Origin of the sequence: Myxococcus sp. CA040A (assembly GCF_013336725.1) — a bacterium.
Lineage (GTDB): Bacteria > Myxococcota > Myxococcia > Myxococcales > Myxococcaceae > Myxococcus > Myxococcus llanfairpwllgwyngyllgogerychwyrndrobwllllantysiliogogogochensis.
The window spans coordinates 13,991-27,902 of the sequence record NZ_JABUMR010000021.1 but is presented as its reverse complement, the minus strand read 5'-3'; the positions used below and the strand labels follow the sequence as shown (position 1 = coordinate 27,902).

Genomic DNA, 13,912 nt, shown 5'->3' with positions numbered 1-13,912 from the left:
GAGTCAGGAGCCTCAAGGCCGGAGTGCGGCTCCCCACCCAGGAGGTATGCGATGCAGCCCGCGCGTCTCGCGTTGACGGTCCTGCTCGCCTGCGCTGCGTCCGGCTGTTCCTCTTTGGAGGACGCTCCGTGGGACGGACGCTACACACCGCTCGAGGAGCGGGGCGACTGGATGGACTCAGGCCCCTTGTCCGTCTGTCACGTGCTGGAGGGTGCCGACGCGGCCTGTGGCAGCCTGGAGTCGTTCGACTTGTCCGGCTGCAAACGTCGCTCGCTGGAGGCCCTGGAGCGCGAGGGGGTGTACCGCAGCGAACTGCGCTTCGACGCGCGGGGCACTCAGGCGGCCCGGGCGGCCCCTTTCGGCGGAGGCTTCAAGCTGAGCTCCACGGGCGTCCCCGAGCAGGTCCTCGGAGCGACCGCCGTGGCCGGAGTGTGGGACGCGCGGACGTTCCTCGTCTCCAGCCAGTCCCCGGACGGACTGTTCACCTTCGCGGGCTGCAACGCGGTGGGCCCGCGCGCGCTGACAGGCTGCTTCTCGCGGTGTCGCGATGGCGTGTTAGTGGAGTCGGGGACCTTCCGCGCCGAGCGCGTGGCGCGCTTCAAGGGAGAGCACGAGGTCTCCGGCGGGCTGAAGCTGGTCTCCGAGCGCTGGGTGGACCTGGGCATGCCCGTGGACGTGCAAGTCATCGGTGAGCATGCCTATGTCGTCTCTCAGAAGCGGGAGGGACAGCGTGGGGGGCTCACCGTCTTCGACGTGAGCCAACCCGAGGCGCCGGTGCGCGTGGCGCGGATGAGCCTTCCGGAGGACTCGGACTGGCGGGGCGCGACGTTCAAGGGCGGGGTGCTCTATGTCGCGAGCGCGAGCTCGGGCGTGGTGGTGCTCGATATCTCCCAGCCCTCCGCGCCGGTGTTCGTGCGCAGGGTGCCGGAGAAGCCTGTCAGCGTCGGGCTGGTGAGCGTGGACGGGGACAGGTTGTACGCGGTGGGGACGGAGCCCTCCGCGGGCACGCTGATGTTCGACATCTCCACGCCCTCCGAGCCCCGGCTGCTCCAGCACATCGTCTCCGGCTCACGCATCGCGGAGAACCCCTCGTCGCGAGGCCCGGTGAGCTACGAGGGCCGCCTCTATGTGAACCATCTGCGTGACGGGCTGCAGGTGGTCGACGCGCGCTCGGGCGGAGGGGTCCAGTTGTTGGGGCGGTACACGTACCCGTATGCGAACAGCCGCGCGAGCGCGGTGGGCACGTTCGGCGGGCGCATCGTGGCGTTCGAGAGCAGCCTGGGCGTGGGGGCGCGGCTGCGCGCGCTGGATGTCAGCGAGCCGCGCAACATCGTGAAGATTGGCGAGTATGGCTTGCGCGGAGTCGTGTCACCGCGGGCGCTGGAGCTGCGCGGCTCGCGGCTGTACGTGACGTATCACCAGGAGGGGCTGCGCGTGCTGGACGTGAGCAATCCCACACAGCCGCGCGAGGTGGCGTACTTCAACAGCTTCAGAGAGACGGACCCGGGACGCGGGGACGCGCTAGAAGAGGGCGCCACGGGGCTCCAGGTGCCCGGAGATGGCTATGTGTATGTCGTGGATACGTCCCGTGGATTGCTGGTGCTGACCGAGCCGCCACAGTGAGATGTAGCGTCCACGAACGCGGAGTCATGCGTTCTCGCCAGCGTTTCCCTTGGCTGCATCTTTAAAAAGCTGCGTGAGCGAGTAGTCCAGCAGCGACTGGCGGGACTGCATGTACCGGCGGGCGCGGAGGAAGGGCAGCCACACGCGATGGCCCACGCGCACCTGGGACTCTTCCCTCTTCTGTCGCGGCACCCACGTTCCACCCAATCGCCGCACCAGCACTTCACCCAGGTAGGCCCCTAGCGTCGGTGCGGTGTGCGCGTCGATGAGTTCGCGCGTGTACCGCTCGGGGAAATTCTCCCTCCAGAAGTAGAAGTCCAGGTCCGTGAGAGACTCGGGCGTCTCGTCCATGATGGACGGCACCTGGGTGTGGAGCGCCGCCACGAGTCCTTCGGACAGGACTCCGTAGTCAGCGAGGACACGCTCCGGATTTTCCACGTCCGAGGGAAGGGCGGCTGGGAGCCACTCCTCCGGCGATGGAGGCCGGAAGGCGTTGAGTTCGGCGATCTTCCGTTGCCGCTCGCCGATGGAGAACTCATCTGGCAACCGCGCGAGGAACGGCGCCACATCAGGGTGGAAGCGAGGCTCGACGGGTACGAATGCGGCACTGCGCTCTCTCAGCGTGCTCAGCACCGTGTCGAAGTCGAGGTCCGGCCGCAGGTGGACATGGGCGCGGGCCTGGACGACCCGCGCTTCCTCACTGGCGAAATCGGCGGCGGTGGGCCACAGCACCAGGAGGACGGAGCCGTTGGGCAGCTCCTCCACGAGGTGCGCGGGAGTCGAGAGCATCCGCTCGCGACCCACCATCTCCACCAGCTTCGGTCCAAAGACATTCAGCCAGAATACCTCATAAATCGTGTCAAACCCATCCTTGCGCGAGATCCTTCCATCACGACCGAAGTAGGGAGCCCCCGCGAGCTGCCGATCCGCCAGGCCATGGGCCATGGCGTAGTCCACGAGATAGTGCGCAGCCAGGGTCCTGACCATCTCTACAAACCTGAGACACCGCCCCCGCTCTGAAAACAGCGAGAGTGGCTGAACACTCAGGCTACAGCTCAACTGAGTTGCTGATGGAGGGAGATCGAGGTCGAGCGTCAACTCGACTGAGGGCTGTGCACGGTAGAATGCGACGGATATTCCATGCTCATCGCGCCGCTCCTCCAATGCCTTCTTGATGGAAGCGCGCGAGTATTTTCGCCGTTTCGACCCCTTCACGACCTCCGGCATCCAGCCTTCAGCGTGAGCCTCCAGCGCCTCGAGGAAGGGCGTGAGTTCGCTGTCCGACTCGACCCGATGGCCAAGTGCCCCATCCAGCAGGAATCGCAGGCTATCGCCAACTTTCGGCTCGAGCGAACTCATTGCCTTCATTGAAACAGCACCTCCACTCCCTTTGCCCTGGTCTCAGCTCTATTCACGGCACGGTCAAGGGCATCAGAATTCAATGGCTTCGAGGTCTTTTCGTAAATCAGACGGACCCTCTTGATTTGCACAGTCTGTTCGAGCCCAGGCCTCCGTATGTTCAACGTCTCGCCGTAATACCTCAGTGCGGCTCTTGCGTCCTCAACCACTTGAGCAGCGAGAGCATCCCCATCAAGGCCAAGAAACTCACGGCTCTTGAAGCTGAACGTCTCCACGCGGGCCGTCGGGCCACCAGCGGGCCCCTCTTCGATGACGAGGACATCCACGAAGCGCAGGTCCGCCTTCGCGACACCCACGTGCGTTTCGATGCGAGGCTTCTCGAAGTCCCCGAGCCATCGCCGCTGCGCCCGTGGCAGGGCCGCATCCGCCACCAGGATGACGACCATGTCCCTCTCGAAGGCCAGGCCCCGGGCATACCGCTCGCGTACAAGCTGGTAGCTGGACCACGGCAGCGGTCCCCTGGAGGCGATGCCCTGCTCGATTTCCGCGGCCCTCTTCTCCAGGTAGGACAGGTAATCGAGCCAGAGCGGATGCACGTCGGCGCCAGGAGGCGCGGTTCTCAGGAGCGCCTCGCGATGCTTCTTCAGGGCAGCCACATCCGTCGATAGCCGGGCGCCCCCAGCCTCGGCCTCCACCTGCCGGAACTTCGCCTCGGCCACCTCCGCGGGGATGCCGGCCGACTCGGGTGGAGGCGAGGGCCTGCCACCGCTCTTCCCTGCTCCGCCCTTCGTTGACGTGCCGCTCGGAGGCTCGCCATGCCGCATCGCCAACGTGGCCTGCGCTCGAGCCAGATTGCCGCGTGCTTCGTGAAGGGCCAGCGCGCCGGCCTCACCCCACTCCGCCACCAGGAGCGCCGCCTCCCGACTCTGCTGGAAGTGGCGAGCCAACTCCGCCACGGAGCCCGCCCCCGCCCGCGCCTCCAACCTGTCGAGCACGGCCTTCAGCGCCTCTACGCGCGGCACTGTCGCCTGGAGCCGTGACCTCTCCTTCCTGGCGAGACCCGCTTCACGGAAGGCGCGCGCACCCGCTCCTCCGGAGTACAGGCCCACCATGAGGGCCGCGGGCGCCAACCGCCGCGTGGCCTCCTCGTACTCGCCCTTCGAGAGGGAGACCCCGCCTTGCACCTTCCCGGCCGCCAGGAAGTAGAAGCCCAGGGGTACGCCGAAGGTGAGGTGGTCGAACGAGGCCAAGGCCACGTTGCCCGGTGCGAAGGCCCCCAGGTACTGCGCCTTCTCCACCTCCCAGTACGCCGCACGGTACGGGGGCGGTAGCTGCCGAGGCGGCAAGGAGGCCTCCACGCTTCGGCTTCCACCCACGAGGGGAATGGAGGAGGCGACATCATCCGTGGCCTTCCCCAACCCTCGCGCGAGGTCGCTGGCGAGGAAGCCCCTCTCCGGGAAGTCCTCCGGGTCGAGCCCCCTCGCCGACAACTCCGCATGGACGCTCGCCATGCCCCTCAGGGCGCGCTTCAGCAGCCTGTCCTCGGCCAGCAGGCGCAGCACGTCTCGCGCCTCATCGTCGAAGGTGGTGTGGAAGACGAAGAGAGCAAGGACTTCCGCCTGCCCTGGCCCGTACTTCTCGGCGGCGGTGGAGAGGAAGACGACGCGCTTCTTGAGAAGGACGCTGGCCGCTTCGGCTTCCAACGGGCCCAGGGCGCCCAGCCGGACGGCATTCCAGGCCGAGAGGGACTCCACCAGCCGGGGCATGTCCACCGTGCGCTGGAAGGCCAGGAAGGCCGCTGGAGTGAGGCACTCCAGGAAGGGCGCCAGCACTTCCTCATCCGTGGACAAGCGCGGCCAGCCAGAGGGCACGTCTCCGCAAGCGGCCATGAGGTCGACGATGGGCAAGGGCGCCGTCTCACCTCCGTTGCGACCCGCGCCCGGGGTCGCTGACGGAGCTCGACGGCGATGCAGCAGCGGCCCGACTTCGGCCGCGAGGTCGGAGGTGTCCTCGGGCGCGACGGCGTTGTTCCCCAGCGCCAACATGCGCGCCCGACCCGAGCGGGATTCAAGGGTGGCTCCAGAATCAGCCCGAGTGGGCCGCGAGGCACACCCCGAGGTGAGGAGCACCAGGGCCAGCGCCAGACAGGCTCCGCCCCACGGCAGCCGCTCAGCGCTCATCATCCACCCCCACTCCCAAGGCCGCGAAGGCCCCTGGCCGAAGCGTCCCCTCCGGGGAAGGAAACAGCAGCGTGCCGCCCTGCCCCACCGCGAACAGCCGCCCTCCGAGAAAACGCCACCGGGCTTCCCCCGAGACGAGGTAGCGCGCGCCCGGCTGGCCCATGCCTGTCGCCAGTCCCCCCACGCCCAGACTCAAGTCCTGGTGGAAGAGGTGTGTCTCCACACGCCCATCCACATCCACCCGGCCCCAGGTGAAGGCTTCCACGCCCAGGGAGACAAAGAGGTGTCGCCGCCGCAGGCCATCCAGGCGCACCGCATCCCAGCCGAGAATCACCTCACCGTAGGCCGAAGCCCCCTTCGGAAAGGACGCCTCCGCCAGTGGCACCGAGGACGCGCCCGCCACCTGGAAGCGCGCCAGCTCGTGGTCCGGGCCGAAGGCGCCCTGCCGAAAGCCTCCGCGCTGCAGGCGTCCCTCCAGGCGCGCTCGCACGTCCAGCATCGGCGACACCGCCTCCACTCCCAGGCCCGCCACCGCGCCCCACGCGCCGCCTTCACCAGGACGCCCGCCCCAACCTCCCAGCAGGTGCAGCTCCAGGCCCGAGTCCCTGCTCCGACGCCGCATCACCACGGCGGTACCGTCCAGGTGCGCCAGCGTCAGGGGTTTCGAGGTGCCTCCCCCCTTCCCCCAGTCATGCGCCGCCGACAGCGCCAGCGTGTAGCGCCCGGAAACAGGCGGGCGGCCGAAGAGGACATGCTGCAGGTCCAGGGCGACTTCCGCACCCATCAGACGAGCGCCCAGCAGGTCCGAAACGAAAGCCTCCGCGTACACCGGACCCAGCGTCCCCGTCCCCACCACTCCGGCCGGGTGATAGTCGGGGTTGGCTCGGTTGCTGTAGCGCCGTACCAGGTGCCCCGACAGCAGGGAGTAGCCTTCCAGCATCCCCACCCACACGGAGTCGGGTGTGTCACCGCCCACCGAGAAGAGGCGCACCACCTGGCCCCAATCGGACAGCGTGTCCCAGTCCTCCTTCCTCACGATGCCCGCCCCTTCGCCGCCACCCCACAGCCGCAGCCGCACCGGGGCTCCGAGGTTGAGACGAAACGACTCGCCCTTGTCGAAGACAAACCCGGGCTCCACCTGCACGAAGCCTTCGTCGCCGCCCGCACCTCTTCGAGGGAGCAAGGTCCACGTCGTGGCCTCCATGCGCAGCGCGTTCGTCCACCGCGATATCGAGTCGGGTGCGGGCGGTGGCATGGACTCCTCCTCGGGCTGAGCCTCCGCGCCCCCGCTGGAAGACTCGGGCGTCAGGGCCTGCTCCAGTTCGCGGATGGCGGCTTCCCTTTGCTTCCAGTGCCCAGGAGCGACCTCCTCCTCGGCCCACCCCACCCCGGGTAGCAGCAGCGGCAACACGACGGCCCAACTCCGACGCGCGAACATCGACGCCTCCCATGAACGCCCCGGCGGGGGATGGAGAAGGGCAGAGGTTCCCAGCCCGGTCCGACACGCTGGGGCCACGAGGGACGAGCCCGTGGTGTGCCCAGGTCCTGCTCCCGGGCCTGGGGCGGCCACGGGAGAGAAAAACGCGACGGGAATGCGCCACCTGCTCCGCGAGGGCCTCTTCCCCTTGGAGAGCCCATCCCCCACGTCCCCCCAGGAGAACCCCCACCATGTCTTGGTACGACAGCGTTCGACGTCAGGCCCCCGTGGTCGCACAGCCCCTGAAGACCGAGCCCCCGGCCCCGCCTCCGCCACAGGAACCCCCGCCAGGTCCCGTGCAAGGTCCGACCGGGATGCCCACGCGCGACGAGTTCGTGACCGCGCCAGGGAAGGGGCCCAACATCCTCCCGCTGGATATCCCCCCGCTCGCGCAACAGCATGCGCAGCAGGTGTCGGACGCATACCGCACGGGAGGCGCGAAGGCGGCCACGACGAAGTTGCAAGAGCTGGTGCAGGCGCAACCGGCGCTGGACACGGCGTATGTGAATGAGCTCATTCGCATGACGCAGCCCACGCTTCAGCAGGTGGGAGTGGAGCTGGGCGTCCGGGTCAGCAAGGACAAGGATGACAGCAAGAAGAACGGCATCACCCGCGACAGCTTGAACGCGCTGGCGGCGGTGGCGGAGCGGGCGGGGCCGGAGGGGCAGCAGGCCCTGGGCAAGGCGCTGGCCGATGGCCTCCCCAACAGCGGTCAGCTCAACCAGTTCGACGATGTGCTGCAGGACATGAAGACCCAGAACCCCATTGGCGCGGTCTTGCTAGGCGGGGCGACCGTCACCGAGCTTCAGGCGTCCGGTAAGGACAAGGCCGCGAAGGAGCTCCAAAGGGAGCACAAGCCGCTGGACTATCAGGGGCAATGGAAACCAGGCCAGAAGCTCTCCGAGGCCAACAACGCCCACGCGACGAACACGCAGCATGACTTCAACAAGGCCGTGGAGGAGGGGAAGAACTGGGTCGAGGGGGATCTCCAGACGAAGAAAGACGGCGGCATGGAGATGAACCATGACGAATCCGGCCCCAAGCTCTCCTTTCAGGAATGGCTCGCGAAAGGAAAGGCACTGGGGGTGGGCGTGAAGGTAGACGTCAAGCTCGATGCCTTCAAGAATGACCCGGTAAAGAAGGAAGCCGCCGTGAAGGAGATGGTGAAGCAGGTCGTGGACTCCGGCATCCCGGGCGAGCGGTTGATGTTCAGCGTGAACCCGACCGAGGCGAGGTGGATTCGGGAGGCCCTGGGCGACAAGCTCCCCACTGCCACCATGGGCATCAACGCTCCTGACGGAGCGCTGACGAGCGATACCGCGGCGGCGATGCAACAACACATCACCGACAATGCCCCGAGGCCGGTGTCCTTCATCACGAGATACAAGGACATCAAGGACGCCTCTCCGGAGGTCATCCAGGCCTTGAAGAATGGAAAGGCAACCGTCTCTGTCTGGAACGACCCGGGGGACATGTCACCGTTGATTGAACAGGCCGATGACGTGGTCAGTGAGACGAAGAAGCTGAAGGAGCGCGGAGTGGATGGGATGGTGGACATCCGAGAGAGCACCACTTTGGCGATCACCGGCGGCAAGCTCAAGGACACAGCCGGCGACGTGAAGGACTCCGTGGTCAGTAGCTTCAAGGGCGCCGTCTCCTTCGGGAAGTGGAAGTAGACGTCGCGACCTGAGCGCGGGTGCCCCGGGCACCCCGCTCACACCTCGATGCGGTTGCGCCCGTTCGCCTTCGCGCGGGTCAGCCGCGCATCCGCCGCGCGCAGCAGCTCCTCCATCGTCGCTCCGTCTCCGGGCGCCTCGGCGATGCCTCCGCTCACCGTAATCCCGAAGGACTCTCCCCCGTCGCCGTCGAAGGTCATCTCCGCCACCTCCGCCAGCGTCCGCGACAGAATCGCCTTCGCGCGCTCCTTCGTCTCCCCCAACAACCCCACCACGAACTCCTCCCCGCCCCACCGCCCTCGCACGTCCTCCCTCCGGAAGCGCGCCCCCAACAACCGCCCCAGCCGCGTCAGCACCCTGTCCCCCGCCAGGTGCCCATACCGGTCATTCACCCGCTTGAAGTGGTCCACATCCAGGAAACACAACGCCAACGGGCGCTGCTGACGCTGGGCCTCCGACAGCCTCGCCCTCAGCCCCTCGATGAACGGCCGCCTCAACAACAACCCCGTCAACGCATCCCGCTCCGCCCGCTCCCGCGACAGCCGCGCCCGCTCCAGCCGCGCCTGCACCCTCGCCCTCAACTCCTCCTTCAACACCGGCTTGGAGATGTAGTCGTCCGCCCCCGCCTGGAACGCCGCCAGCCGGAACTCCAACCCCAGGTGCGCCGTAATCAACAACACCGGCAACTCCTGCCACGCCGGCGTCGACCGCAGGATGCGACACAAATCAAACCCGCTCGGCCCCGGCATCTGAACGTCCAACAACAACAGGTCCGGCCGATGCTCCGCCAACGCCTCCATCAACTGGTGCGCATCCCCCAACCCCACTACTTCCACCTGCTCGCTCGCCAGCGAGTGCACCAGCGCCGCAATCGCCTCCGGGTCGTCGTCCACCACCAACACCCTCGCGCGCTCCGGCCGCCGCGCCGCCACCATCCGCTCCGCCGCCGCCGCGAAGTCCTGCGCCGTGAAGGGCCTCGGCAGGAACAACGACGCCCCCGCATGCGCCGCCGCCACCCGGTCCTCCAACCCTCCCGCCGTCTCCGTGAAACCCAGGGGCAATGAACCCAGGCCCTCCACCGACCGCAATTGATGCGCCGCCTGGATGCCCCCCATCTCCCCACCCAGATGCATGTGGATGAGCACCCCATCCACCCACTGCTTGCGAGCCACCGCCACCGCCTCACTCGCCGTCCGCGCCGGCAACACCCGCACCACGTGCGCACGCCCCAACCGCTCCGCCTCCGCCAACACCCGCGCGTCCTCGTCCACCACCAACAACACACCCTCCGTCGGCAACACCGCCGCGGGGCCCTCCTTGCGCGCGGACTTCACCGGCACCGACGCCGTCCTCGCCAGCTCCCGGAACGCCGCGTCCACCACGCCCCAGTCCAACCGCGAGACGTCCTTCGCCGACCGCAGCACGTCCTCCAGCCGCCCCGCCGACAGGCTCACCTCCGTGAACCCATAGCTGCCCGCCGTCCCATGCAGCTTGTGCACGACGAGCGTCGCCTCCTCCAACGCCTCCCGCCGCCCCACCCGCGCCTCGCCCAGCAGCACCTCCAGCCCCCCCACCTTGTCCTTCAGCCGCGAGCCGTACTCCTGATTCAACGCCACCAGGCTCGCCGCCAGCTCGTCACGCACCAGGTCCACGTCCGCCAACGCCCGAAGCCCCGGCGGCGCGGGCGGCAACGCCTTGGTGAAGAGCTGATTCACCCAGAGGTACAGCTCCTCCGGCCGGTAGGGCTTGTGGATGATGCGCGCCACCCGCAACTGCCGCGTGAGCAGCTCGTGGCTCTTCAAGTCCTTCCAGAACGCCGAGGCGAACAACACCGGCAGGTCCGGCTGCGTCTTGCGCAGCTCCCGGATGAAGTCCGCCCCCGTCACCCCCGGCAACAACCCGTCAACTATCGCCGCGTCCACCGGCATCTTCGCAAGCAACGTGCGCGCCTCCGCCGCCGTGCGCGCCGACTCCACCCGGAACCCCTTCTCCCGCAGGAACGCGCAGACCAGCGTCTGCAAGTCCTTGTCGTCCTCGAGGAACAGGAGCGTCTTGGCGTCGTTCATGACACAGCCCTTTTCTCCAGGCCGCCGTCCTTGTGGGACAGCAGCTCATGAAGCAGCTCGCGCACCGAGGCCACCAGCTCCTCCTCCGACGAGCGCGCCTTGCTCAGATGCCGCGTAATCCCCAGCGTCAACTGCCGCTGGTCCGCGCGCGACAAATCCCGCCCCGTGAAGACGATGAGCGGCGTGGCCCGCCCCCGCCCCTGTCTCAAGATATCCACCACCTCGAACCCGTCCAGCCCCGGCAACCCCACGTCCAACACGATGAGGTCCGGCGGCGTCTCGCGCGCCAACGCCACCGCGCTCTCCCCATCCGCCGCCTCGAACACCTGCACCGTCCCCAGCCGCTCCAGCCGCGCGCAAATCACCCGCCGCGTGGCCACGTCGTCGTCCACCACCAGCACCCTCGCCTGCCCCGGCCGCCGCATCGCGTGCCGCAGCGCGCTGAGCAGCCGCGACTCCTCCAAGGGCTGCGACATCCAGTCCACCCACAGCGGCGTCCCCACCCCCTCGCCCTCCGCCGAGCGTCCCGACACCGCCAGCACCGGCAGCTCGTGCGTGCGCGGCTGCTCGCGCAGGCTCCGCACCCAGTCCAGCGCCTGCCCATCCGGCATCTGCGTGTCCAGCACCACCGCGTCCGGAGGCGTCTCCTCCAGCACCTTCGCCGCCTCGGCGAGGCTCGCGGCCCGCACCACCCGGTAACCCTCTTGCGACAGCAACCCACGCAACAACGCGGACAACTCCGTGTCCGCCGTGGCCACCAGCACGTTGTACCGGGAGGAGTCCTTCACCGACGCGCCCACCACCGGATGCGAGCCCGACACCGAGCGCGCCGCGTCCAGCGTGAAGGTGAACATGGAGCCCGTTCCGAGCGCGCTCTCCACCTCGATGCTCCCGCCATGCTGGTTCACGATGGCCTGGGAGATGGCCAGCCCCAGCCCCGTACCGCCCTTGGAGCGAGTGTCCGAGCCGTCGAGCTGATGGAAGCGCGCGAACAACTGCCCCCGCTGCACCTCGGGGATGCCCGGCCCCCGGTCCACGACGCTGAAGCGCACCCGGCCTGGCGCCTCCAGTCGCACGTGCACCGCGACCTCCGCCCCGCGCGGGGAGAACTTCACCGCGTTGGACACCAGGTTCGTCAGCACCTGGATGAGCCTGTCCCTGTCCCCCTTCACCCGGGGCGCATCCTCCACCACCGCGCGCAGCGACACCCCCGCCGCGTCCGCCACGCCGCGCAGGCCGCTGAATGTCGCCTCCACCAGCTCCAGCCCCTCCAGCGGCGCCAGCTTCAACTCCAGCTTGCCCGCCTCCATCTTCTCCAGGTCCAGGATGTCGTTGATGAGGCGGATGAGGCGCTCGGTGTTGGAGCGGGCGATGCGCACCATGTCCAGCGCCTGCTCCGGCATCTCCCCGACGATGCCGCCCTCCAACAGCCCCAGCGAGCCCCGGATGGACGTCAGCGGCGTGCGCAGTTCGTGGCTCACCGTGGAGACGAACTCGTTCTTCATCCGCTCCACCTCCTTGCGCTCGGTGATGTCGCGCACGAAGGCGGTGAAGCGCGCCGGGCCCTCTCCCGGCACCCGCGCCAGCGTCAGCTCCGCGGGGAACATGCTCCCGTCCGCGCGCAGGCACGGCGACTCCAACCGCGTGGCGTTGCCCGACGCCTCGCGCAGCGCCGCCGCCACGTCCTCGCGCTTGCCGGCCGGCAGTGACGCGGGCAGCGCCAGCGCCAGGAAGTCCCGCCCCACCGCCTCTGACGCCTTCAGCCGGAAGACGCGCTCCGCCGTGGGGTTCAACTCCAACAGCCGCCCCGCCTCGTCCACCAGCAGGATGCCGTCCGGCGCCGCCTCCAGGATGGCCGCCTTGCGCGCCTCCGTGGTGCGCTGCTCCTCGCCCGCCAGCAGCAGCGCCTGGCCGCGCTCCTCCACCCGCTTCTCCAGGACTTCGTTGAGCGTGGCCAGCTCGCCGGAAGCGCGCGACAGCCGCACCAGCACCACCACCACGTACGCGCCCAGCACCAGCGACACCGCGAAGAAGACGACACGCGAGCGCTCGTTGCTCAACTGCGCCCGCTCATGCAGTTGGAGGAACGTGGTGACCAGCCGCTCGGCCTGCGCGCTGGCGGAGCGCTCCAGCAACGCCTGCACCGCCACGTCCGCCTCGCGCCGCTCACCCCTCGCCTGCGCCTGCCGCGAGCGCACGAGCAGCGCCCGGTTGTCCTCCAGCGCGCGCAGGTATGCCTCCAGCGAGGCCGCCATCACCCGCCGCTCCTCCTCGGAGAGGAAGGATGGGACGTCGCGCAGCGTCTCGGCGCGGGCCTTCAGCGCCTCGAAGGCGGAGCCCTCCGAGCCATGCAGCTCCGGCAGCCCCAACCGCGCGCGCAGCACGTCCTGCTCCAGCTCCGCGCTGGCGAGACGGAGCTGCTGCAGCCGCGTGCGATAGCCGTCGCTCTCCGCCATCCCCCACGGACGGCCCACCACGAACAGGGCGCACAGCGTGAGCAGCGCCCCCACCGCCAGCGCCACCGAGCGCTTGGACAGGCGGGAGCCCCTCATTCCGGCACCAGCTTGCGAATCTCCTTGGGCAGCGTCATCGGGTCGAACGGCTTGCCGATGACCCCCACCGCCCCCAGCTCCAGGTAGCGGGCCACCTCCTGCTTCTGCACCTTCGCCGTCATGAAGATGATGGGCGTGCGCGACGTCGCGTCCTGCTCGCGCAGCTTGTTGAACGTGGTGGGCCCATCCATGCCGGGCATCATCACATCCAGCAGGATGAGGTCGGGCTGCTCCGCCGCGGCCTTCGTCAACGCCTCGTTCCCCGACGCGGCCAGCACCGTGTCCCACCCCCCCACCCGGCTCAGACTCAGCTTGCCGATGGCGCGGATGTCCTCCTCATCGTCCACCAGCATCACCTTGCGCAGCGTCGTCACGGGCGGGCCTCCTGGAATGAATGGCGGTGGTACCGCACGTGAGGGGTGCGGGGGACTGGACGTCCGTCCAAGGCCCTGACGGATGACGGCCCGACCAGGATTCAACACCCGGCCCCACCGCATTCCCAGCCCCGTGGACGGCTGCCTAGCCGGTGGCCTTGCGGCGGCGCACCGCGCGCACGGGCTTCGCCGGCGCCACGGGCGGCATCACCGCGACGACGGCGTTGACCACGCGCGACACCGCCCGGAGCTGAGACGGCTCCAGCTCCCGCAGCTTGCGCGTCATCCGGCGCAGCTCCAGTGGGTCCTCCCGCTCGGGCTTCCGGGAGGCCACGGGCGTGAGCGAGGCACCGCCCCGCCCCACACCCAGCAGCGTATCCGAGGAGACCTGGAGGACGTCACACAGCCGCTTGAGCGTTTGGGTACGGGGCAACATTCGCCCCCGCTCCAGCCGACTGTAGACCTCCATGGCCATGCCCACGCGCTCGGCCACGTCGCTCTGGGTCAGGCCCAATCGCAGGCGGGCGACGCGAGCCGCTCCTCCCAGGATGGCCGCGAGCTTGTGGTCGACGGGCTCACGCATGATGGCCGGGAGCGTCGCACGG

General features: G+C 68.7%; 9 protein-coding genes. 2 read left to right on the top strand and 7 right to left on the bottom strand.

From position 1 onward, the window contains the following. Positions 1 to 51 precede the first annotated feature (51 nt). Complete coding sequence (locus tag HUA75_RS44790) at positions 52 to 1,623, top strand: LVIVD repeat-containing protein (protein WP_174464293.1); 1,572 nt, start codon at positions 52 to 54, stop codon at positions 1,621 to 1,623. A 24-nt stretch (positions 1,624 to 1,647) separates the two neighbouring features. On the opposite strand, the gene HUA75_RS44785 is transcribed toward HUA75_RS44790, so the two are convergent. From HUA75_RS44785 to HUA75_RS44775, 3 genes are read right to left on the bottom strand one after another with little or no spacing between them, the layout of a single operon-like run. Next, entirely contained in the window at positions 1,648 to 2,991 is a 1,344-nt protein-coding gene (locus tag HUA75_RS44785) for a hypothetical protein (protein WP_174489946.1), read from the bottom strand. Next, positions 2,988 to 5,162: a hypothetical protein gene (locus HUA75_RS44780; protein ID WP_174489963.1), complete on the bottom strand. Its 2,175-nt coding sequence runs from the start codon at positions 5,160 to 5,162 to the stop codon at positions 2,988 to 2,990. Before HUA75_RS44780 ends, HUA75_RS44785 begins: the two co-directional genes overlap by 4 nt. Continuing rightward, positions 5,152 to 6,600: a hypothetical protein gene (locus tag HUA75_RS44775; protein ID WP_174489945.1), complete on the bottom strand. Its 1,449-nt coding sequence runs from the start codon at positions 6,598 to 6,600 to the stop codon at positions 5,152 to 5,154. The genes HUA75_RS44780 and HUA75_RS44775 overlap by 11 nt, the downstream gene beginning before the upstream one ends. Positions 6,601 to 6,935: 335 nt before the next feature. Here HUA75_RS44775 and HUA75_RS44770 point away from each other — a divergent pair, with 335 nt between their 5' ends. Further along, entirely contained in the window at positions 6,936 to 8,315 is a 1,380-nt protein-coding gene (locus tag HUA75_RS44770) for a hypothetical protein (RefSeq protein WP_174489944.1), read from the top strand. Between the two features lie 38 nt (positions 8,316 to 8,353). Here HUA75_RS44770 and HUA75_RS44765 read toward each other — a convergent pair whose 3' ends face one another. The 4 genes from HUA75_RS44765 to HUA75_RS44750 all read right to left on the bottom strand — a co-directional run bounded on the left by HUA75_RS44765 (position 8,354) and on the right by HUA75_RS44750 (position 13,890). Continuing rightward, positions 8,354 to 10,381 (bottom strand): response regulator, encoded by a 2,028-nt coding sequence (locus HUA75_RS44765; protein ID WP_174489943.1) that lies wholly within the window; start codon positions 10,379 to 10,381, stop codon positions 8,354 to 8,356. Next, the gene (locus HUA75_RS44760; protein WP_174489942.1) at positions 10,378 to 12,933 is read right to left on the bottom strand and encodes a response regulator; all 2,556 of its coding nucleotides are present in this window, start codon (positions 12,931 to 12,933) and stop codon (positions 10,378 to 10,380) included. Before HUA75_RS44760 ends, HUA75_RS44765 begins: the two co-directional genes overlap by 4 nt. Next, complete coding sequence (locus tag HUA75_RS44755; RefSeq protein ID WP_141647791.1) at positions 12,930 to 13,307, bottom strand: response regulator; 378 nt, start codon at positions 13,305 to 13,307, stop codon at positions 12,930 to 12,932. The genes HUA75_RS44760 and HUA75_RS44755 overlap by 4 nt, the downstream gene beginning before the upstream one ends. 145 nt (positions 13,308 to 13,452) lie before the next feature. After that, positions 13,453 to 13,890: a helix-turn-helix domain-containing protein gene (locus HUA75_RS44750; protein ID WP_174456196.1), complete on the bottom strand. Its 438-nt coding sequence runs from the start codon at positions 13,888 to 13,890 to the stop codon at positions 13,453 to 13,455. Positions 13,891 to 13,912: the final 22 nt, after the last annotated feature.

Coding starts and splice junctions, on each gene's coding strand:
- HUA75_RS44790 (WP_174464293.1), top strand. CDS start 52: ATGCAGCCCGCGCGTCTCGCGTTGACGGTCCTGCTCGCCTGCGCTGCG.
- HUA75_RS44785 (WP_174489946.1), bottom strand. CDS start 2,991: ATGAAGGCAATGAGTTCGCTCGAGCCGAAAGTTGGCGATAGCCTGCGA.
- HUA75_RS44780 (WP_174489963.1), bottom strand. CDS start 5,162: ATGAGCGCTGAGCGGCTGCCGTGGGGCGGAGCCTGTCTGGCGCTGGCC.
- HUA75_RS44775 (WP_174489945.1), bottom strand. CDS start 6,600: ATGTTCGCGCGTCGGAGTTGGGCCGTCGTGTTGCCGCTGCTGCTACCC.
- HUA75_RS44765 (WP_174489943.1), bottom strand. CDS start 10,381: ATGAACGACGCCAAGACGCTCCTGTTCCTCGAGGACGACAAGGACTTG.
- HUA75_RS44760 (WP_174489942.1), bottom strand. CDS start 12,933: ATGAGGGGCTCCCGCCTGTCCAAGCGCTCGGTGGCGCTGGCGGTGGGG.
- HUA75_RS44750 (WP_174456196.1), bottom strand. CDS start 13,890: ATGCGTGAGCCCGTCGACCACAAGCTCGCGGCCATCCTGGGAGGAGCG.